The sequence below is a fragment of the Mycobacterium attenuatum genome (assembly GCF_900566085.1).
GTDB classification, from domain to species: Bacteria; Actinomycetota; Actinomycetes; order Mycobacteriales; family Mycobacteriaceae; genus Mycobacterium; species Mycobacterium attenuatum.
Genome location: NZ_UPHT01000045.1, coordinates 1 through 20836 on the forward strand (window position 1 = coordinate 1; position 20836 = coordinate 20836).

General features: G+C 64.2%; 16 protein-coding genes. 9 read left to right on the top strand and 7 right to left on the bottom strand.

Translation table 11 applies throughout. From position 1 onward, the window contains the following. Positions 1-170 precede the first annotated feature (170 nt). Complete coding sequence (locus tag EET13_RS07090) at positions 171-689, top strand: glycoside hydrolase family 19 protein (protein ID WP_425294228.1); 519 nt, start codon at positions 171-173, stop codon at positions 687-689. 89 nt (positions 690-778) lie between these two features. On the opposite strand, the gene EET13_RS07095 is transcribed toward EET13_RS07090, so the two are convergent. Together EET13_RS07095 and EET13_RS07100 are read right to left on the bottom strand one after the other, a co-directional pair. Beyond that, positions 779-1195, bottom strand: a complete 417-nt coding sequence (locus EET13_RS07095; RefSeq protein WP_342211233.1) for a type II toxin-antitoxin system VapC family toxin — start codon at positions 1193-1195, stop codon at positions 779-781. Continuing rightward, the gene (locus EET13_RS07100) at positions 1188-1412 is read right to left on the bottom strand and encodes an AbrB/MazE/SpoVT family DNA-binding domain-containing protein (protein WP_023371817.1); all 225 of its coding nucleotides are present in this window, start codon (positions 1410-1412) and stop codon (positions 1188-1190) included. The genes EET13_RS07095 and EET13_RS07100 overlap by 8 nt, the downstream gene beginning before the upstream one ends. A 194-nt stretch (positions 1413-1606) precedes the next feature. Here EET13_RS07100 and EET13_RS07105 point away from each other — a divergent pair, with 194 nt between their 5' ends. The 7 genes from EET13_RS07105 to EET13_RS07140 all read left to right on the top strand — a co-directional run bounded on the left by EET13_RS07105 (position 1607) and on the right by EET13_RS07140 (position 11863). Next, complete coding sequence (locus EET13_RS07105; protein WP_122441616.1) at positions 1607-3049, top strand: DUF3375 domain-containing protein; 1443 nt, start codon at positions 1607-1609, stop codon at positions 3047-3049. Beyond that, positions 3046-3624, top strand: coding sequence for a DUF4194 domain-containing protein (locus EET13_RS07110; RefSeq protein WP_122441617.1), 579 nt, complete (start codon positions 3046-3048; stop codon positions 3622-3624). Before EET13_RS07105 ends, EET13_RS07110 begins: the two co-directional genes overlap by 4 nt. After that, on the top strand, positions 3617-7015 hold the full coding sequence (locus tag EET13_RS07115; RefSeq protein WP_122441618.1) for an ATP-binding protein: 3399 nt from the start codon (positions 3617-3619) through the stop codon (positions 7013-7015). Before EET13_RS07110 ends, EET13_RS07115 begins: the two co-directional genes overlap by 8 nt. Beyond that, positions 7012-8172 carry a Wadjet anti-phage system protein JetD domain-containing protein gene (locus EET13_RS07120; protein ID WP_122441619.1) on the top strand — a complete coding sequence of 387 codons (1161 nt, stop codon included), beginning with the start codon at positions 7012-7014 and terminating at the stop codon, positions 8170-8172. The genes EET13_RS07115 and EET13_RS07120 overlap by 4 nt, the downstream gene beginning before the upstream one ends. Before the next feature lie 363 nt (positions 8173-8535). Next, on the top strand, positions 8536-10302 hold the full coding sequence (locus tag EET13_RS07130) for a putative alpha/beta hydrolase (protein WP_244603804.1): 1767 nt from the start codon (positions 8536-8538) through the stop codon (positions 10300-10302). Positions 10303-10445: 143 nt separating this feature from the next. Next, positions 10446-10934, top strand: a complete 489-nt coding sequence (locus EET13_RS07135; RefSeq protein WP_244603805.1) for a hypothetical protein — start codon at positions 10446-10448, stop codon at positions 10932-10934. A gap of 302 nt (positions 10935-11236) precedes the next feature. Continuing rightward, entirely contained in the window at positions 11237-11863 is a 627-nt protein-coding gene (locus EET13_RS07140; RefSeq protein WP_244603806.1) for a hypothetical protein, read from the top strand. Here the strand turns inward: EET13_RS07140 and EET13_RS29855 are convergent. From EET13_RS29855 to EET13_RS07160, 5 genes are all read right to left on the bottom strand, one after another. Then, the gene (locus EET13_RS29855; protein WP_136623127.1) at positions 11853-12257 is read right to left on the bottom strand and encodes a hypothetical protein; all 405 of its coding nucleotides are present in this window, start codon (positions 12255-12257) and stop codon (positions 11853-11855) included. The genes EET13_RS07140 and EET13_RS29855 overlap by 11 nt on opposite strands. Before the next feature lie 272 nt (positions 12258-12529). Next, positions 12530-13606: a PDR/VanB family oxidoreductase gene (locus tag EET13_RS07145; RefSeq protein ID WP_244603807.1), complete on the bottom strand. Its 1077-nt coding sequence runs from the start codon at positions 13604-13606 to the stop codon at positions 12530-12532. A 10-nt stretch (positions 13607-13616) separates the two neighbouring features. Further along, positions 13617-15368: an SDR family oxidoreductase gene (locus EET13_RS07150; protein ID WP_122441622.1), complete on the bottom strand. Its 1752-nt coding sequence runs from the start codon at positions 15366-15368 to the stop codon at positions 13617-13619. Between the two features lie 13 nt (positions 15369-15381). Then, the gene (locus EET13_RS07155) at positions 15382-16290 is read right to left on the bottom strand and encodes a metal-dependent hydrolase (protein ID WP_122441623.1); all 909 of its coding nucleotides are present in this window, start codon (positions 16288-16290) and stop codon (positions 15382-15384) included. A 51-nt stretch (positions 16291-16341) separates the two neighbouring features. Continuing rightward, on the bottom strand, positions 16342-19581 hold the full coding sequence (locus tag EET13_RS07160; protein WP_122441624.1) for a thioester reductase domain-containing protein: 3240 nt from the start codon (positions 19579-19581) through the stop codon (positions 16342-16344). A gap of 943 nt (positions 19582-20524) precedes the next feature. Between EET13_RS07160 and EET13_RS07165 the strand changes: the two genes are divergently transcribed. Continuing rightward, the gene (locus EET13_RS07165) at positions 20525-20836 is read left to right on the top strand and encodes a hypothetical protein (protein WP_122441625.1); all 312 of its coding nucleotides are present in this window, start codon (positions 20525-20527) and stop codon (positions 20834-20836) included.

The window sequence follows — 20836 nt, forward strand, 5'->3', positions numbered from 1 at the left end:
GATCGAACGGGCAAACGAAGAGACCACCGACGCAACGCGCCGGTGGTCCCATAACTGGCAATCCAGGTGGTCCCATCACCCTGGCAAAAATCAGGTCACACTGGTCCCAAGCTCATGGCAAACGACAGATTGGGCTGTGGTTACCAGATCCCAGCCCTTACGAGGTAGGGCTGACCTGGGTAACAACCCAGGCCGGCGACGGGCCAAGGTACAACGATCGCGGAGCAATCCAGGTCACTGGCCGCTACAACTACACCAAGATGAATAAGGATCGCGGCGTGGATTTCGTGGATCACCCGAAGTTGGCCGCAACCCCGCAATATGCGTTCAAGACTGCGCTGTGGTGTTGGACCATAACGGAAATGCGACTGCAGACCAGGGCCACATCACCCGAGATGGTCAACGGCGGACACCACGGGTTGGCCGAGCGAACCGAGTGCTACAACCGCGCAATTGCAGGTGTTGGGCCGGTGAGAAGGCGTGGGATCACCCAACTCGCCTCCTGGTACGCCGCTTCTTTCATAGCGGCAGCGGTGGCACCGGATGCAGCTCGAGCGGCCATTCACCGTCGCCGTCAGCTCGTCGGGTGTTACCACGTCGTCGTCGTCAATCAACGCCCAAAGTGTACTTACGACGCGTGCGCGACCTACGGATATCCTTCCCGTGGGTTCAGCAGTCCCACCAGTTAGCTGTCCATCAGGGGCCACCCCACGCCCCGACGGCATTTGAGCAGTTGTCAGGGTCCGTAGCAACAACTAGGCGTCAAAGTTTGCGAGGTTCATGGCGAGATCAGCTCGAGGCGCGGGAAGAACGACCGATAGCGCCGGGGATCGCGCGTCAAGAGCGCACGGCCGGTCACGGCGGCGTGGGCACCAATGTAGAAATCCGGTAGCGGCGAACGCTTTTGGCCTTGCCGCCGCCGATATTCGAAGAAGCATTTGCCGGCCAGAAACGCCGCTTCCCAGGGCAGGTCCTCGCGCTCCAGCTCTGTTGGCAATGCCCGCTCGAGTTCCTCGATCCGCTCAAAGCCGATCGAGATCTCGCTGTAGATGATCGGATTGATCAGCGTTGGCCCATGGTCGAGGGCATCGGCAAGCTGCGTCTCAGACCAGTCGCACCAGCGGGGGTCCTCGGTGAACAGGTCGAGCAGCACGTTGGAGTCGACAAGCGTTCCGGCCACCAGCGAACTATGCATTGCCGCGCGTCAGTGCCATGATCTCGTCGGTGCTCATCGCAACTGTGGCACGGCCTCGCATCCGACGTGCGATCGCCTTGCCCCGGGTGGTCTTCTTGCGCACCAGCCGGGCACCGTGTTGGTCAAGTTCGAACTCGACCTCAGAACCCGGCTCAATGCCGAGCTTGCGCCGCACCGCGAGCGGAATAGTCACCTGGCCTTTGCTCGTCACCCGCATACCAGTCAGCCTATCAGCCGGTAATACCGCTAAGTAATACCAAGCCGAGCACCAGGTGCTACGGCGCTCTTGCGGGGGACGCCGGTAGCCAGCGCGAAACGCGCAGCCTCACGTGGGCCATAACAGCGAGTCTGCGACCGTGCATTCCCGCAAGCCTTGGACGAAGTGTCGGTGGGCTTGCTTAGGCTCTGACTGTGGAGTACGAGGCGATCAATTCATTGCGGGAGCGCCACCCGGCTTGGCGGCTGCTTCGTGCCGGCAATGCCACGCTGATCCTGTCCTTCCTCGGGGGATTTTTCGTCGAGGACAACCGAGGCGCCTGCCCAGCGAGTCAGGTCGCGACCGCCCTGGACGACTACGTGTACGCCCTGAACACCGAGATTCCCACCGAGAACGGTCAGCAACGCTTTCCGAGGGACGCTCGGTCCTATCTGGAGGACTGGGCGGCCACCGACGCGGCGTATTTGCGACGGTTTTACCCGGCCGGCGACGACGAAGTCCATTACGAGGTGACTCCGGCGTTCGAGAAGGCCTACGCGTGGGTCCTGGGCCTTAAAGGCAGGTCCTTTGTCGGAACCGAGTCCAGGCTGCACACGGTGGTCGAGCTGCTGCGCCAGATCGTGCACGGAACCGAAGTCGAACCCGATGTCCGGCTGGCCGAATTACGGCGCCGCCGAAACGAACTCGACGCCGAGATCGCCGCCGTCGAGGCCGGGGTTGTTCAGGTGCTGGACGCGACCGGAGTCCGTGACCGCTACCAACAGCTGGCCACAACCGCGCGGGAACTGCTCTCGGACTTTCGCGAGGTCGAAGAGAACTTCCGGCTCCTCGACCGGGCCGCGCGAGAAAAGATCGCGGCCTGGGATGGGTCCAAGGGTGAACTGCTCGCCGAGCTGGTCGGAAGCCGCTCCCAGATCGCTGGATCCGACCAAGGCCGCAGCTTCCAGGCGTTCTACGACTTCCTTCTCTCCGAGACGCGCCAAGCCGAGCTGGCCGAACTCCTGGCCAAGGTTTGCACCCTCGAGACCATCGAAGCCGACCATCGGATTCGCGGTATTCACCACGACTGGTCCGAAGCCGCCGACCGGGCGCAGCGCACCGTCCGGCAGATATCCGAACAACTGCGCCGCTTCCTCGACGACCAGATTTGGCTGGAGAACCGGCGCGTCCTCAATTTGGTTCGGGCAGTGGAAAGTTCAGCGCTGGAACTGCGCGACAACCCGCCGCCCTTCGGGCTCGAACTGGACCAGCCGGGCATCGAGATTGCCCTTCCTTTCGAGCGCCCGCTCTACCAGGTGCCCGCAGCGGTCGCGGTCGAGAGCACCATCCCACCGGCGAGCGAGGAGGTCGACACCGACCTGCTCTTCGCGCAGACCTTCATCGACCAAGCACGCCTGATGGAGACCATCCGCGATGTTCTGCCGGAGAATTCTTCGGCGCTGCTATCCGACATCATCGCGGCGCACCCCATCGAGCAGGGTGCGGCAGAGATCGTCGGCTACCTGGCACTTGACGACGAGGAGCTGAGCGTCGACATGGACGACACCGATGAGACTCTCCTGGAATACAGCGACCCCGCCGACCCGGAAATCGCCAAGCGAGCGCGACTGCCGAAAGTGACGGTGCGACGACGATGAGCAACGAGCATGCCACCGCCAGCGCCATCATCCGGCTGATGCAAGGAGTCGTCTACCGCGAGTCGGACGAGGACACCTGGCTGACACTGGAACGTTTGGGCGCCGGCGTCCGAGACCATTTCGCCGCCATAGGTGTCGACGTAGTAGTCGATGACGCCGAAGGCTATGCCTATCTTCGGTCCCGGCCATCCGAAGATGGCGACGAGGGGCTCCCGCGGCTGGTGCGCAGGCGAGCGCTGACGTACAACGTCAGCCTGCTGCTGGTGCTCCTGCGCAAGCGGCTCGTCGAGTTCGAGACGACCGGCAGCGAGGGCCGACTGGTTCTGACCACCGACCAGATCGTCGAGATGCTGCGACTGTTCCAGGCCGAGTCCAGCAACGACGCACGAGTCGTGGACCAGGCGGAGACGACGATCAAGAAGGCCGCCGAACTCGGCTTCCTACGCCCATTGCGCGGTCAACGCGACCATTGGGAAGTTCGGCGAATCATCAAGGCCTACGTCGACGCCCAGACCCTGTCGGACTTTGCGACCAAGCTGCGCGAGTATGCCGGAGCGGTGTCCAGTGATGAGTGAAATACCTTCTGCCACAGCCGCGCTCGGGGACACCCGACGGGTCGGTTACCGTCTGCAGCACGCGGAGGTGTTGAATTGGGGTACGTTCGACACCCAGGTGTGGCGGTTCAGCCCTGCCACCGATACCGCGCTGCTCACCGGTGATATCGGCTCGGGCAAGTCGACGATCGTCGACGCACTCACCACACTGTTGGTGCCGTCCCACAAGGCCGCCTACAACAAGGCCGCCGGCGCCGAGGCCAGGGAACGCACCCTGCGCTCCTACGTTGAAGGCCACTACAAGTCGGAGCGAAACGAGGCCACCGGAAAATCCCGCGCCAAGGGGCTGCGCGAGAACCGGGGCACGTACTCGGTGATCCTCGGAGTTTTCACCAACCATGGCTATGACGAGACGGTCACCCTGGCCCAGGTCTTCCAGCAGCGCGAGAGCACCGGACAGCCCCACCGTTTCTTCGTCGTCGCGACAAAGCAGCTGTCTATCGCGACGGACTTCGCCGACTTCGGTTCCGACCTGCGTGATCTTCGCAAGCGGCTGCGGGCCGCCGGAGCAGACATCTTCGACGAATTCCCCAACTACGCAACCTCGTTGCGTCGCCTGCTTGGAATTCGATCGGAGCAGGCGCTCGAGCTGTTCCACCAGACGGTCTCGCTGAAGTCCGTCGGCAACCTCAACGATTTCGTGCGCGACCACATGCTCGAACCGAGCGATTCGACCGAGCGCGTACGCGACATCATCGCCCATTTCGACGATCTGACCAAGGCTCACGACGCCGTCAAGCGGGCGCGCGAGCAACTCGAGGCACTCGAGCCCGTCGTAGCGACAACGGCGAAGTACGACGATGCCCAGACGCAGCGCGACGCCCGGGAGCGCGAGCGATCCGCCGTCCGGCTTTTCATCGCGGAGCTTCGGTCGAATCTGCTGGCCGGCGAAATTTCGCAGTTGGAAACCGAGGGCGCGGCCCTGTGGCGCGAGCAGGACAGCGCCAAAGCCCGGCAGCAGATGCTCACGCGCGAACGCGAATCCCTCATCGAGGAGCGTGCCAAAGCGGGCGGCGATCGCATCGGCGAGCTGGAACGACTGGCGCGCGAGGCGCGGGATCAGGCCGAAACACGGCGTCGCGCAAGGGCTTTGTTCGACGTCGCCGTCGCCACCGCGGGACTGGGAGAGATCGCCGGCAGCGCGGAGTTCGCAGCCCTATCCGCTCTGGTTTCCACCGAGCGTCCCCGGCTGGCAGCCGAAAAACGAGACCTTGACGCGGCCTTTGCCGACGCGATCGGGAACGAGAAGCAGCTGCAACGCAAGTGCGATCACATCGCGCAGGAGCTCACGAGCCTGCAGCAGCGCACCAGCAACCTGCCCGTCGAGCAGGTTGAGGTGCGCGCCGAGCTGTGCGCGGCCCTCGGGCTGACACCGGAGGATCTTCCTTACGCGGGTGAGCTTCTCGATGTTTTCGACGAGCACGCCCAGTGGCGCGGCGCCGCCGAACGCGTGTTGCGCGGGTTTGCCCTCTCACTGCTGGTGCCACCGCAGCACTACGACGCCGTCGCCGGATGGGTGAACGGTCGACGGCTGACGTTTCACGGCCGCGGCGGAAAGGTGACCGGAGCCAAGCTGGTCTACGAAAGAGTTGCGCGGCAACGTGTTCGCCTACAGCGCTCGGAGCATGACGGGCTGCTGCTCGCCGACTGTATCGACGTCAAGGACGGGCAGTTCCGCGAGTACCTCCTCAACGAACTCACGAAACGAGCCGACTTCCGTTGCGCGGCGAGCCTTGCGGAGTTCGGCAGCCAGCGGCGCGCCGTTACCCGCGAGGGCCAGGTGCGCTCCGGTGAGCGCCACGAGAAGGACGATCGCTATCGCGTCGACGACCCGCGTCGTTGGGTTCTCGGCTGGGCCAACGAACGAAAGATCGCCGCGCTGCGCGCTGAGCTCGCCGAGCTGGAAGCCGAGCGCGATGCGACCGCATGCGAGCAGGCCAGGCTCAGCGGATTGCGGGAAGCGCTGCAAGAACGGCTGGATGCGCTTCTCCGGCTTGAGGGATTCCGCGACTGGGCCGACATCGACGTTGACGAGGCGCAGTCGCGCGCCAATGACCTCGACGCTGAACGGGTTCGGTTGCAGGCCGGATCATCGCGTTTGGAGGAGATCGCCCGAGCGCTCGCGGACAACGCCAAACAAGCTGAGGCGGTAGCGAATTCGATTGAGCAACTAACGGGCAGGCTGGCCACCACCGCCGCGAGGGCCAAGCAAGCAGAACTGGACAAGAAGCGCGACGACGAACTCGTCGCGAACCAGCCGCACGGAGCGCTGGCAGCCGCCCGCGAATCGTACCCAGCCCTCGACGAGCGCCTGGGAAAGAACCATCCGAAGCGGGCAGCAGACTGCGCCGAAACCGAGAACGCGCTGGCCGCGGACCTGCATCAACGTATCGACCGGCTTAACAAAGAACTCGGCGGCTATGCGCAGAGCTTGATCCAGTCCATGCTCAAGGTCTTGACCCGGTGGCCTGAGCTTCGCGCCGACATGGACGCTAATGTCGATGCGCGCCAAGAGTTTCTGGCCTTCCGCGACCGCATCGCGACCGACGATCTGCCGCGGTTCGAGAGCGAGTTCAAGGAACAGCTCAACAAGAACGCCATCCAGGAGCTGGCCGGGTTCAACAACTGGCTACACCGGCAAGCCTCAGTGATCGACGAACGTGTCGAGCGGATCAACGAGGCGCTCGGCGCGGTGCCCTACAACCCGGGCCGCTTCATCCGGTTGGAAAAGGAGCCCACCAACAACCAGGACGTGGCGCAGTTCCGTTCGGACTTGCGCAACCTGACCAACGACAGTCTCGCGCTCGACGGCGACCAGTACTCCGAGCAGCGCTTCCTCGACGTCAAGCGGATCATCGAGCGCTTCCGCGGTCGCGATGGCTACGCCGAATCGGACAAGAACTGGACCCGACGGGTTACCGACGTGCGCAACTGGTTCGTCTTCTCCGCCTCCGAGCGCGACGTGGAAACCGGTGCCGAGTGGGAGCATTACAGCGACTCTGACGGCAAGTCCGGCGGCCAGAAGGAAAAGCTCGCCTACACGATCCTGGCGGCGTCCCTCGCCTACCAGTTCGGGCTGGAGTGGGGTGCGCAGCGGTCACGAGACTTCCGGTTCGCGGTCATCGACGAGGCATTCGGGCGCGGCTCGGACGTCTCGACACGTTACGCACTGGATCTTTTTGCGACGCTTGGGCTGCAACTTCTCATCGTCACGCCGCTGCAGAAGGTTCACGTCATCGAGCCGTACGTGAAGGCGATCGGATTTGTCGACAATCCGACGGGAACGTTCTCTCGCCTGCAGACGATGACGATCGAGGAGTACCGGACACGACGGGACGGACGACGGCCATGAGTCGCGGGTGGACCACGCCAAACGACATTGTCGCCAGGGTCAGACGCCGGTGGGACGACGGATCGCTGTTACGTGCCTACGCCAACGGTGATCGGTTTGATCCGATCGAAGTCCCGCTTCGCGGCCCCAAACCGTCGCAAGTCGGCGACGATCTTGCCGCCGCCCGCGAGTGGGTGGGCGCTCTGGATGCCGGCCGTCGCGACGACAGCCGATACACCCTGCAGTGGCAATCGATCGGAGGCCGACAGATTGGCCGTAACCGGCTGCCCGTCCGCGCGGTGGTGTCGATGGACCAGGCCTGGGCGCTGTTGGGCGTGACGACGTTGGTTCGCTGTTTCGATGAGCTTTTGGTTCTTGCACAACAACATCCGCGAGTTCGGCAGTGGATAGTTGGCAATCCGCATCGTGCGCTGGCGCTGGCGCACGAGATGCCACAGCTGATCGCTGCCTACACTTGGCTGGACACGCACCGCAATTCCAACCGGTATCTCCGTGAGATCAGTGCACCCGGCGTCGATACCAAATTCGCTGAAAGGCACCGACCAGTCCTGGCAGCGATGCTTGCCGTTTCCTCGACGGCCTCGGGATTCCTGGCCGGCCTTGGCCTGAGATGCAAGCCGGGATTGGTTCGGTTGCGGCCCGCGCCCTCGTTGGGCCTGCCGGCCCCGCTCACCGAGCTGGCGGTGCGTTCCGAGGAGCTGGCGCAACTCGCGGTGCAACCGCGCGCAGCGGTAATCATCGAAAACGAGATCAGCTATCTGTCCGTCGACGTCCCGGAACACGGTGTCGTGGTCTGGGGGAAGGGTTTCGAGGTCGACAGCGTTGGTCGACTGCCATGGTTGGCGGAAGCCGATGTGCTGTACTGGGGAGACATCGACACCCACGGATTCGCCATACTCGACCGGCTACGGGCGTGGCTCCCGCAAGCGCGCTCAGTGCTCATGGACCGTGAAACGCTGCTCGCGCACCGTGACTGTTGGGTGACCGAAGACCGTCCGGCCACGTCCGTTCTCACGCGCCTGACGCCCGACGAGCAGGACCTCTACTCGGATCTGGTCGCAGACGGATTGGGTGAACGCGTGCGTCTCGAACAGGAGCGAATCGACTGGCAGTGGACTATACATCGGCTATCAGGTGTTATCAGCGCGGGGATTTGATGAACGGTCGTCGAATTGTCGTTGCACGTGATGTGCCTGTAGCCGCGTCCCAAGTTCGGTGTATGACCTAAGAGTGGCCCAGATGGTGGAATGTGATGTGGGACAGGCCCACCGCCGCCGCGCGGTCGAAACGCTGGACGAGATGAACTCGCGACAACATGGTACAAACGCGCCGTCGAACCCATCCGTCGCCGGGATGCCGGCCTGCCATTGAGATGGCGTTATGGGTGCGGGAGCGTTACGCAAGCTTAGAAGGGGTGATGATGTTCGGCGACACTGGTTTACACCGGGGAAGCCCTACCGCCCGCCTAAACACGCCCAGGATCGGGCCGATCGACTATCGCGAGAACAACCGGCGGCGCAATGCAGCTGCGCTACATAAGTGTCCCGACGTTGATCGCTGAGGCCGGTGGGGATCCGTGGGCGATCAACCAGAGCCTGCAAGCTGGTCAGCCGTTGCAGATTTCCCATCTAGCCGAAGCCTTTCACGCTGCGGGCAGATGCACCGCCGAGGCCGACGCCGCGTTCGAGCAAGCCCGGCGCCGGTTCGATGGGGCCTGGAATCATCAGAACGGTGACCACCCGATCAATGATTCTGCAGAAGTTCAGCGGACCGTCCAGTCGCTCGGTGCGCAGTCGCTGCAGTTGCCGAAGATCGGAGCCGACCTCGAAAACATTGCCGCCGCGTTGGCCGAGGCGCAGAAAAGCGCTGCTGGCCAGATCGCCGCGCTGGAGGCCCAATTGGGGCGGCTCGATGAATTGATTGGTCAGGCCGCCGAGATGGAAAAAGACATCCACCTCAGCGCTGCGGACAGGGACGCCCTCGATACGTTTGTCAACGCTTGTGAAGACGACGCGATCCGCGACACTAAGGCCGCTGTGGGCCAGCTAGAGGCGACTCGCAATGGCTACTCGGCCACATTGCAGAACTCATTGTCCAGTTTGCGCGCCGACGGCTACGACCCCGCCAGTATCCAGGCGGTCGAGGGTCCGCAGTCGCCGGTGCCGGTACTGCCGGATGACCCTCAACAGTTTGCGCGAGCATGGAGCGCTCTCACGCCGGAGCAAAAGGACGCCGAGTACCACCATAATCCGTTTATTGGCAACCATCCTGGAATGCCGTGGGACCCGCCAGATCATCTCGGCAAAGACCACTACAATCGGCTGCACCTGTCAGACTTGCAACAGCACACCCAGGCCGATGTCGACCGAATGCAGCAGCGCGTCAACCAACTCCTCAATGGGCTATACATGGGTGACCACAGCCAGTCGACCACCGACGAACTCAACGCCCTAAGGCCTCAATTGCTCGCGGCCCGACACACCCTGGAGGGCTACAAGACTGTGCAGGCCACCCTGAACCGCAACGACGGTGTAAAGCGCTACCTCGGCCTCATCGATGACAAAGGTCACGCGGCAGTAGCCATCGGGAACCCCGACTATGCCACGCGCAATGCCATCTTGGTGCCCGGCACCGGCCAAGACCTCTCAGCCTTTGAAGGCAGCGATTCCAAATCTCTGGCCATGTTCCGCGCCGCGCTGCGCGCCGACCCCAGCCTCAACCCGAGCGATGTCGCGGTCACGACGTGGATGGGCTACGACCGGCCGATGAATCTTTTCGAGGCCGCATCCCCCGATCGGGCCCGCGCCGGTGCAGAGGCGCTCGATTCGTTCGAAAGCGGAATGCGGGCCTCCCATGTCGGTGGGCCGTCGATCGACACTGTGATCGGGCACAGCTACGGCTCAACGGAGGTCGGCGCAGCCGCGACAGGCGGGCACCATCTCGACGTCAATAACGTCATCGCGGTCGGCAGTCCCGGGATGCTCTCGCACCATGCCGGCGACTTGAATCTTGATGCCGGTGCCACCGTTTACGGCATGAGGGCGCGTAACGACATCATCGAAATGGTCACCGACCTGACCCTCGGTCATGACCCTGCGGCGTCGGAGTTTGGCGGGACACGGTTGGTGGCGGCGCCGGGCCCCAGCAGCGATCCGGTTGGATTGACGCCTAGCGTCGCGGCCCATAGCAGCTACTGGGATTACGACAACCCGGCGCTGCGTAACATGGGCGCCGTTATCGCTGGCGTTCCGGCTCCCCAAGTCATTCCAAACGAGGGGGGACGTTAGGCGCAATGAACCATCTGCACCGGCCATCTAGACTGCGCATCCTCACTGCTCTGTTGATCGCGATGTGGGTCGGTGCTTGCAGTCACGGCAGCCCGCTCGGGCCGCCCACACCTACAGGCGCCACCGTCCTTGGAGGCACACCCATGGAGTCAGCACCGGCACCGCCACCGGGATGGAAGTTGCAACCCGTGGTGCCCGAAACCCAGCAGCAAGCCCAAGACGCGCTGATTGGATACCTCACGAAGACCCTACAGAACCTTCCCCCGGGAACAACTATTGACGCCACCCGCTATAGCGGTGGAGCCAACACCGTCCCGTGCAAAGATGTCATCAGCGGTACGCCGCCCTTAGAGCTATCCACGGTCGGCGACCTCACGCCTCCTTCCGGCGCCGACGTGGATGCCATAATTGCGAAGACCGGCGACATCTGGAAAAGCTGGGGCTGGTACGTCTTCGAACGAGACGGCTTCTACAAGCCCAACCGGTTTGGATATTCCCCTGACGGCTACAGCTTGAGCATCGAAGCGACATCCCGACCGGGCTACCCGCCCACTCTCGGGGGAGTATCACCTTGCTTTCCCCCCGATGTTCCGAATGATCGCAGCCCCTTTCCTATGATTCTCACTGCGTGATGACACTGGGCAACCGTAATGGACAACCGATAGAACACTATCCACTGAAGTTGACGACCTACCGCCGAAAGTCCGTCGACTCGTGTCGGCGAAAGTGTCACTGGCGCAGGCTGAATCGCGCTGTCGGGCAACCTGTCAGCGGTCGTCGGGCAGATTGACAACGTTTCACTTTGGTGATGGTGTCGAGCCACCGTGGGTGACGTCGGCTTGCGAAAGTCGGTTGGCGCTGCGTTGATGGGGCTCGGGGTTTGTGCGCCGGGTGAGCGCTGGTCATCCTTAACGATGGAGGACATTGAACCCCGATGATCCGCGTCAGCCAACCACCATTTGCCGCATTTGCGGTTGCCCTCACGATCGTGCTGTTCGTCTGTGCCTGCAGTCAGGACAGCCCGCTCGGGCCGCCTACACCAGCCGGCGCCACCCCACTAGGAGGACCAACTATGGAATCCGGACCGCCGCCACCACCTGGATGGAAGCTCCAGCCCGCCATTCCCGAAACTCAGCAGCAGGCACAGGACATTGTGATCGGATACCTGAAGAAGACCCTGCAGGCGCTTCCACCGGGAATAACGCTGGACGCCACGCGCTACAGCAGCGGCGCCACCGTCGCCCCGTGTCAGGATGTCACCAGCGGCACCTCGCCGATGGAACTGGCAACAAATGGCGATCTGACATTCCCACCAGGTATCGACTCCGAAGCTCTCATCGTCAAGACCGGTGATATCTGGAAAAGCTGGGGCTGGTACGTCTACGAACGGGACGGCTTCTACAAACCGAATCGCTTTGGCTACGCACCAGACGGTTACATTCTGCAAATAGTGGCGCGATACAAGTCCGGGTATCCCCCTAGCCTTCAAGGTATTTCACCTTGCTTTCCCCCCGATCTGCCCAGTGATCGCAGCCGTTTTCCGATGATTCTTACTGCGTGAAACAGAGGGCCATCCTTAACGGACAACCAAAACGCTGCGGTGCAGGCCACCATGGGGATGCTGGCCGTACGATTGGCTCGATGAAAAGTTTTTCTGAATTGGTAGCGGTCGTCTGATCGAGGATGAACGTGATTCGGAAAGACACCGGAGTGCGCTGTCCCGCTTCGGCTGCCCCTGAGAAAACATGACGACGATGACCGTAGTTCGTGCCGAACTGGCATGAAAGTTCTACTTCGGTGATGACGCGGTGTTGTTGGCCATGGACACCGCCGGGGTGAACACCGTCCTGGCAGCGCTGGTTCAGACTGAGCGCCAGGGATCGTCGCGAATAGCGCACGACGGGAAGATTCACGAATTCCTGATCGATCCCGGCGCGGCTGACATCGAGCTGCACGACAGTTGTTGACGGCGTTGACTCATAGCAGCACCGGTGCGGGTCATTACTATGTCGACATTTCCGCACCCACCGAGACGCTTGTCCGCTCACGAAACGCGCACGTGCAGCCCCGGCAGCTGGGATCGGTGGGTCGACGCCGAAACGCTGCTGATCACAAACAATCCTGGCGGCCTCAGTCGAAGTCTCGAGGACTTCCCGTGGGACATGGGCATCCAGATTGTATGGGGCTGGCGTGCGCCGGCGCTCAATCCGTAACTCCCCCCACCCACTCAGGCGTCGATGACCACCCGATCGCCTTTCGCTCGCGAAACGCAGACCAGCATTTCGTTCTGGCCCTCCGCGGCGCGCCCCCGACGATCAACCTCGCCGGCCAGCACCTTGACTTTGCAGGTCCCGCAGAACCCTTGCTGGCACGAATATGCCGTCGCCGGATCGCGATCGAGCATGACGCCCAGCGCCGACCGGTTGGCGGGCACGTCCAGCAGCCGCCGCGAGCGTGCCAGTTCCAGCTGAAACGGAACACCGTCGACCACGGGCGGGGGACCGAACCGCTCATAGTGCAAGGGCGCGTTAGCGTATCGGCCCCGCGCTACCCGCACGGACTCCAGCATCCCGCTCGGCCCGCACACATACACCGCCGTCGTCGGCCCGGCTTCGGCCAGCAGGTCCTCGGCGGTGGGGAAGCAGCCGCGTTCGTCGTCGGCCCACACGGTCACCCGATCCGGCGCCACCGCCACCACTTCGTCCAGCAACGGCATGTAGCCCCGGCTCTGGCCGGCATATACTGCGCGCCAGTCGATTCCATGCTGATGGGCCAGCCGGATCATCGGCAGGATCGGGGTCACCCCGATGCCGCCGATGACGAACAACACGTCCCGTTCGTCGGTGACGAGGTAGAACGCGTTGCGTGGGCCGTCGAACATCAGCGTGTCGCCCTCGGCGAACGCCTCATGCATCTCTATCGAACCGCCTCCACCGTCGGCGATCCGGCGCACGGCGATGCGGTAGTCGGTGCGCCGCCCCGGCGGACCGCACAGTGAATACTGCCGGCGGCGCCCCGACGGCAGCCGGACGTCGATGTGCGCTCCCGGGGTCCAGGATGGCAACAGCCCGCCGTCACGGTCGGCCAACGTCAACGCAATCACGTCGGGGGCAACCAATTCACATTTGGCCACCACGGCGGCAGTGGTCCGCCGCACCGGCACTATCTGCGATGGCGACCACCGCGACGCCGAGGCAAAGCCGCCGAAAAGGGCACCCACGCCGCATAATGCGGTCAGCATGCGATCGCGCCGGCGGCGACCATACAGGTCGGCGGGCCTGCTGCTCCAAATAGTCTGCGCCACAACAAACTCCCTATGTCTGCCGAATATCGAAGCGCGCGAACAGCCGAACCAGCGACGGACTGATGCGGCGCAGCGCATACCCGAGCCGAGACTCGGCCGCGACGGGTAACACCGCCGGGCCGGCCCGCACCGCCCTGACAATGGCTTTGGCGGTGGCCTCCGGAGTGTAGTTGCGCCGTCGGTACGCGGCGTCGGCCCTGGCGCGGGCGCGCTCCTGCTGCTCGGCGGTCAGCCCCGCATAGACCGTGCTCTTGGCGATGTTGGTGTTGACGAAACCCGGGCACACCGCCGTGACCGTGATGCCCTCATCGGCGAAGTCGGCGCGCATCGATTCGCTCAGCGCGAGCACCGCCGCCTTCGTGGTGCCGTAGGCGACCATCGATTTTGACGGCACATACGCCGCCGCCGAGGCCACATTGATGATCGTGCCCCCCTGACCGCGCTCGACCATCTGCGCTCCGAATGCTCGGCTGCCGTTGATGACGCCGCGAACATTTACCCCGATGATGGTGTCCCAGTGCTCCGCTGTGGTCTCCAGAAACCGGCCGGCCATTCCGATGCCTGCGTTGTTGATCAGGATGTCGACCACACCGTGATGGTTACGCACTTGTGCGGCAAGGTCGTTCATCGCGGCTTCGTCACTGACGTCGGCCTGGTAGACCGCGGCCTCGGCGCCGGCTGCCCGCACCTCCTCCGCGGTATCGTTGGCGCCGGCCAAATCTCGGTCGACCATCACCACGGCACGCGCACCTTGGCGGGCCAACTCGACTGCGGTGGCCCGGCCGATCCCGGCACCCGCCCCGGTGACCAATGCGAGTGTGCCTGGCACAGAGCGCGGTTGGGTGGACTCACCCGCCGGGGCCACGCCTTCGGTGATCATGTCGACCCACTCGCCGGTGAGCCGGGCGATGACGTCGGGACGCGAGGTCACCACCCAGTGCCCGCCCTCAATCGGCACGATCCTGTGCTCGGCCGGAATCGAGCCGGTGAATCGCTGCAGGGCGGGTGTCACGAAATAGTCCTGGCGTGCCACCAGCACCTGCACCGGGACGCCTGCCTGCGGCAGCCGTGCCGGCGAGGCCAGAAACGGTGCCGGCATGTTGGCGCGGTACAGGTTGAGCCCGTTGAGGTAGTCATCAAGGGACCGAGGCGATGCGCGGTGCTGGCTGCGGATGCTTGATCGGCCGATATGTTCAATGGCTTCAAGGACTTTCACCTGCGCCCGGGACCGGATCGCGATCTCCGGCGCAACCGGAAAAAGGAATAACCAGATGTAGGAGGAAGCCAGGACCTGACGGGCGACGTCGGCGACGGCCCGCGACGTTCGCGGTGAGCGCAGAAACCGGCCCGCGTAGGCCAGATGCGGCCCGGAGATCGACGTGAACGACGCGATCCTGCCCAGCACGGAGTCGTCGGTGACCGCTGTCCAACCTTGGATCGACCCCCAGTCGTGCCCCAGCAGATGGACCTGGTCAACGCCGAGACTGTCGATCACCGCGCCGACGTCGGAAACCAATTGGGGGAGCTTGTAACCCGACCGGCTGGCCGGCCGGCTCGATTCGCCGGCACCGCGCACGTCGTAGGCGACGACGTTGTATTTGGCGGGGTAGCGCTGATCAAGCTCCGCCGCGACGCCATCCCACACGCGGTGGTTGTCCGGGTAGCCGTGGACGGCGAGGATGGTCGGGCGCCGCGGGTCGATCTCGGTGTAGGCGTACACCGCTAGGGTCACGCCATCCGATGCGGTGACAGTACGGGCCATGGCTCCTCGATGCTCAGTGCGACGCTCGGGCCGCAGGGGATCGGGCCAGATACTCGACGGCACGTCCGACCCCGCCGAGCTGGGACGGGTGGAAGCGCGGCGTGTAGTAGGCGCCGATGACCCGCAGGAACTGGAAAGGCCCCGGCACCAATCCCCGTCGCGCCGCATCGAAGTAGTCGCGCCAGCGTGGTTGGGTGCCCGGCGGCAAGTGCGGGTCGACGGAGTACATGAACCGCACGCCGCGGATGAACAACCACAGCATCGCCGGCGTGACCAGCAGCTGGGTGCGCACCTGTCGCCAGTACCCGGCCCGCAGGTGCTTCATGGTGTCGAAGGCGACCGCCTTGTGCTCGACCTCTTCCGCACCGTGCCAGCGCAGCAGGTCCAGCATCACCGGGTCGGTACCGAGGGCGTCGTGCTGCGGGGTGTCCAGAATCCATTCACCCAGAATGGCGGTGTAATGCTCGATGGCCGCCACGATCGAAACCTGCTCCAGCAACCAGCTCTGCCGTCGTCGCAGGCTCCACCGGGGCCGGTCACCGATCAGCTTGCCGAACAGCCAGCGGAGCTGATCGGTAAACGGTTTCGCGTCAATGCCTCTGGCGGCGAAGCGCTCGAGCACCCCGGAATGTGCCTGGGCATGCATGGCCTCCTGGCTGATGAATCCCTGCACGTCCAGCCGCAGCTGGTCGTCCTTGATCAGTGGCAGTGCCTTCTTGAACACCTCGACAATGAACTCTTCGCCCGCCGGCAGCAGCAGATGCAGGACGTTGCAGAAGTGGGTGGTGAAGGGCTCGTTGGGCACGTAGTAGAACGGCAGCTTCGCCCAGTCGAACTCGACGTCGCGCGCCTGAAGGACGATTCGCTCGTGGTGCAGCGACGCGTCATGCGGGCCCGCCGCCTGGTCATCGACAGTGAACATGGTGATCCCCCTGGACGGATGCGCCCTTACCACGAGTGCTCCACGTCGTGGCTACGCACTGCATTGCGCCTCGGTCTCAGCCTCGGTGATCAGCTGCTCGCGCCGCAGGAACTCGACCAGCGCATCCACCGTGTCGGCCAGGGCCGGTTCGCGCAACCCGACCGTGGCCAGCGCACGGGCATGCCGGTACTGCGTGTTGTCGTAGCGCTTGTCGCGCATCGCCTCGATCTTGCCGGCCGAGCGGGTCAGGAAATCGACCAGCGGGTACATCGGGTCGCGCGGCGTGCACCGACGGTTCAGCTGCTCGGCGAACGACGGAATGTCATGGTAGGCAAAGCGGTAACCGTAGCGTTCGGACAACAGCCGGGTGATGTCGGTCAGGTTGTAGTAATCATCCGCCGTCAGGTTGAAGACATGGCCCGCCTCGGCCGGCAGTTCCATCAGCCCGACGATGTGATCGGCGACCAGGTCGGCCGGCAGCAGACTGATCTGGTTGTGCGCGTTGACGGCCAGACCGTGCTCGATCATGAACGCCGTGAGGCGTACCAGGATGTCGTCCTGGGTGCCGAAGCCGGCGCTGGTCGGCGAGATGAGTGAGGGCCGGTAGACGCGCACGTCGAGCCCTTGCCGCTGCGCGGCCAGCGTCAGTTGCTCGGCGACCCACTTGGTTTGCGAGTAGCCGAAGTCCAGCCCGGCCATCTCCTCGTTGCCGTAGGACTCGCCGACCACCGGCATCGTGCTCCAGCCGTAGATGAAGGTGCTGGAGACCAGGTGGAAACTCTTGCGGTGCGTGGTCAGCGCCAGCCGCAGCAGCTCCCAGGTGCCGATCACGTTGGCTGGCCGCAGGGCGTCATAGGTTCGGACATAGTTGACCAGGGCGCCGTTGTGGACGATGCCGTCCACGGTGTCCGCCAGGCGGCGGAATTCCGTTTCACCGACACCCAGGTGAGGTTGGGCCAGGTCGCCGCAAACCACGTGGACCCGCGCCCGGACTTGGGCCTCCAGCGCAGCGGACCATAGCTGGGCCCTGCGCAACGCGGCCAGGATCCGATCCTGACCGTGTGCGCTATCGGTGGCCCGCACCAGCGCATGGATGGTGTAGGACGTCCGTCGGAGCAGGCTGGTGAGCAGGAACGGTCCCAGGAACCCGGTCGCGCCGGTCAGGAGCATGTCGCTTGGTACGCCCGACCGCGCCGGGGGGAGCGCCGGCAGCGGCAGCCGTGCGTCGACACGCATCTGCATGGCCTCGTAGGCCTCGTACTCGGCGGCAATCCGGTCGAGCGCGTGGCGCAGGGCGTGGATCGGCTGCCCGGACCCATCGCCGAATTGCCATACGAGCCGGAAGAACTCGGCGACGGTCAGGCGCTGCAGCAGTCGAGTGTTGACTTCCTCAGCCAGCTCCGCCGCGCCATGCTCGTCCAGCAGCGCCTGCAGGTCGGTGCGCAGTTCGGCCAGCGCCAGTGAGTCGATGCCGAGATCGGCGAAGGAGCAATCCTCGTTGCCGGTGAAGTCGTAGCTCTCCATGAGATGACGGAAGCGCTCCGGCGGACCCGCGGTGGCGCCCAATGCTTCCTGGGTCGGGCGGGTGTGGATCGCCAGCATGGGCAGCTGAGCGTCCAGCCACATCTGTCGGGTCTGCGCGCGCCTGATCTTTCCCGAGGTGGTCTTGGGAATGCTGCGGGGCGGCACGAACACGATGGTGTGCGGGTCGACGTGGCAGTGGCGGCGGATCGCCCGCGCCAGTGCCTTCGGGTCGGGCGGGGACTGCTCGTCGCGCACCTCGGCGACCACAACCAGAGCTTCCTGGTCGTCGCCTTCGACTGAGAAGGCGGCGACGCAGCCGTTGCGGACTTGCGCCGCCGACCGCTCCACGACGGCCTCGATATCCGACGGATAGCAGTTGACGCCGCGAACGATGATCAGGTCCTTGCTACGGCCGCAGACGAACAGCTCGCCCTCATAGAGGAAGCCGAGATCGCCCGTCCGCAGGTATGTGTGCTCTGCGTCGCCTCTGATGCGGGCTCCGAAAGTCTGCGCGGTGAGCTCGGGGCGGTGCCAGTAGCCGCCGCCCTTGGACGGTCCGTCTAGCCACACCTCGCCGATCCGGCCCTCACCCAATGCCTGCCGCGTCCGGGGGTCGACGATGCGGACTACGTTCGCGGCGACGGGCTTGCCGCAGCTCACCACCCTGGTCTGGTTGTTGTTCTCCGGCAACGCCTTTTCGACCCGGGCAATATTTTGCCCCAGCGCTCGCTTGTTCAAAGCCAGGGTCTGGCGCCCCCGGATGGACACGATCAGGGTGTTTTCGGCCAGGCCGTAGGCGCCGGCAAGCGCGTCGGGCCGCAGACCGTAGGGCGCGAAACGTTGTCGGAAACGCGTAAAGGTGTTGGCGCGCAACGGCTCTGCGCCGACGACGATACTGTCCAGAGTGCTCAGGTCGATTCCGGTCAGTTCGGTGGCGGGCAGCTTGTCTTCGCGCAGGCAGTACTCCAGGGCGAAGTTGGGTGCCGGTGTGTGGGTGGCGCCTACCTGGCTGATGAGCCGGAGCCAGGCCGACGGCCGCTGCAGGAAATCGGCCGGTGACATCGCGTGCGTGGTCCCGCCGAGCAGCAATATGAACAGGTAAGCGGAGATCAGCCCCATGTCGTGGTGCTGCGGCAGCCAGCTGACCGCCACCTCGCCGCCGGCGAAGGCCGAGCCGTTGGCGATGACGTTGGCGTGGCTGACGACGACACCTTTGGGATCGCTGGTGGAGCCGGAGGTGTACTGCAGGAACAGCACCGGGCCCGGTGTGTCGGCCACCGGGGCGCCGCCGAAGTCCCAGGTGCCGTCGGTGGCGAACCACGGCAACTCCGGCGGCCGCGCGGCATCGGGCCATGGCAGTCCGCCGTGCCGGTGCCCGAGCAGCAGGCGGTAGTCGTACTCGAGCTGCTTGGTCGACAGCACCGCCTTGGCCTGGCAGTCGTGTGCGATGAAGCTGAGCTTGGCCAGGCCCGCTTCGAACGCCATGGGCAAAGGCGGACTGACCGGTACCGCGATCACGCCGATACGAGCGCAGGCGAAGAACGTGGCCACCATCTCCAACCCCGGCGGGTAGACCAGCAGCGCCCGGTCCCCCGGTCGGAGCCCGGCCTCGGCAAACAAATAAGCGGCGAGCTCGCGGGTCCGTTCGGCGAAGCTTTGATAGGTGTAGTGCTCGAGTTCCCGGCCTTCGACATCCACGAACCGGTAGAGGGTCTGGCCCGGTGTGCGCGATTCCCACATCTGCAGGTGGTCGATGAGCGTATCCATCGTAGGAACCATTCCCCCTTCCGGGCCGGTCGTGACCGAATCGGCGGAACACCGTCATTCGCCTGAGCGCGCCTGAGCGGCAATACCAAGCGTAACGCCGCAGACCGGTGATAAGCAAAGTATTTCAGTGGTCTTTATGCGGCTTTACGCCTACCTCACAGTCGAAATCAGAGTAATCGTCAATTCGGAAAATAGCCCGACCTTAAGATTGGGTCAGAGACCGCGTGCTGACCAGCCCGTAAAAAAGCTTCTGTGCAATTACGTATCTACGCATATCAGTACTTCAGTACTGTGAGATAGCAGCTTTAGCTGCTAAGATACAGGCGTCCGTGACGATACTGACATACGTACATGCGTATTACAGCGGTTCATGATTTCCGGTGTCCGACTCGTTATATAAATGGGCTGCCTCCCGCCTTGCCAGGAACGCAGCTCCGCAGAATCAACAGAACCAAAACTCGTAGCGCAAACGCGCGTTATCGCGTCGGGATCCATATTTGCAGCAACGTCCTTCCGAGCCGCCTGCGGAAATGGGGGTTCTGTGGGTGTGCGGACGTTGCGGCGTGCGGCTTTGCCCTCGTCGGGCAGCACCGACCGGCACGCCGGCGCGATCGGATGAATCGGCTGGTGGGGTGCCGGGATGGGGTCGGCGCGACGCCCGGGTGCTGCACCGCCCAAGAGCCGACCCCACCGCGCGGCGCCGTGAACCGGTTCCGAGGCTGGCGCACGGTGAGTGTCTACAGCAACTCCGTCAGCGGGGATCGGATCGGTGGCCCTCCGCGGCGCAGGCGTGGCCGGGTGCGGTTGCGCGCCCGCCGGCGGATCCGCCGCCGCGCCGGCCCGAATTCGCACGCGGCGCAATCGTGCAGCAACTCCTCATCTACGGATATACTGCAACGGATGTACTGACATACTGATCTGGCTTGCCGAGGGGGGCACCACGATGAGCAGCACCAGCGCCGACGCCGAACGTTTCCGGGCATACGCCGCAGGCACATCATTCACGCCGTCGGTCGCGGCGGCACCGACCGAACCCGTCACCATCGGCCGGACACGCGCCGCGCGCACCCGGCGCACGGTCGACCTCTCGCCGGCACAGCATCGAGCCCTCGACATTTGGCAGCGAGAAGCCGCCGATCGCCTCGGCCTTGCCCGGGTCACCGGACAAGAGGTCCTCGTCGCACTCGTCGACCAACTACTGAGCGACCCCAAACTGTCGGCCCAGATCGTCCGCACCATTCGCTCCCGGCGCTGA

Bases quoted from the DNA above. Each gene is read 5' to 3' on its own strand.
- EET13_RS07095 (WP_342211233.1), bottom strand. From the start codon at position 1,195: ATGCATAGTTCGCTGGTGGCCGGAACGCTTGTCGACTCCAACGTGCTG.
- EET13_RS07100 (WP_023371817.1), bottom strand. From the start codon at position 1,412: ATGCGGGTGACGAGCAAAGGCCAGGTGACTATTCCGCTCGCGGTGCGG.
- EET13_RS07110 (WP_122441617.1), top strand. From the start codon at position 3,046: ATGAGCAACGAGCATGCCACCGCCAGCGCCATCATCCGGCTGATGCAA.
- EET13_RS07115 (WP_122441618.1), top strand. From the start codon at position 3,617: ATGAGTGAAATACCTTCTGCCACAGCCGCGCTCGGGGACACCCGACGG.
- EET13_RS07120 (WP_122441619.1), top strand. From the start codon at position 7,012: ATGAGTCGCGGGTGGACCACGCCAAACGACATTGTCGCCAGGGTCAGA.
- EET13_RS07130 (WP_244603804.1), top strand. From the start codon at position 8,536: ATGCAGCTGCGCTACATAAGTGTCCCGACGTTGATCGCTGAGGCCGGT.
- EET13_RS07135 (WP_244603805.1), top strand. From the start codon at position 10,446: ATGGAGTCAGCACCGGCACCGCCACCGGGATGGAAGTTGCAACCCGTG.
- EET13_RS07140 (WP_244603806.1), top strand. From the start codon at position 11,237: ATGATCCGCGTCAGCCAACCACCATTTGCCGCATTTGCGGTTGCCCTC.
- EET13_RS07150 (WP_122441622.1), bottom strand. From the start codon at position 15,368: ATGGCCCGTACTGTCACCGCATCGGATGGCGTGACCCTAGCGGTGTAC.
- EET13_RS07155 (WP_122441623.1), bottom strand. From the start codon at position 16,290: ATGTTCACTGTCGATGACCAGGCGGCGGGCCCGCATGACGCGTCGCTG.
- EET13_RS07160 (WP_122441624.1), bottom strand. From the start codon at position 19,581: ATGGATACGCTCATCGACCACCTGCAGATGTGGGAATCGCGCACACCG.
- EET13_RS07165 (WP_122441625.1), top strand. From the start codon at position 20,525: ATGAGCAGCACCAGCGCCGACGCCGAACGTTTCCGGGCATACGCCGCA.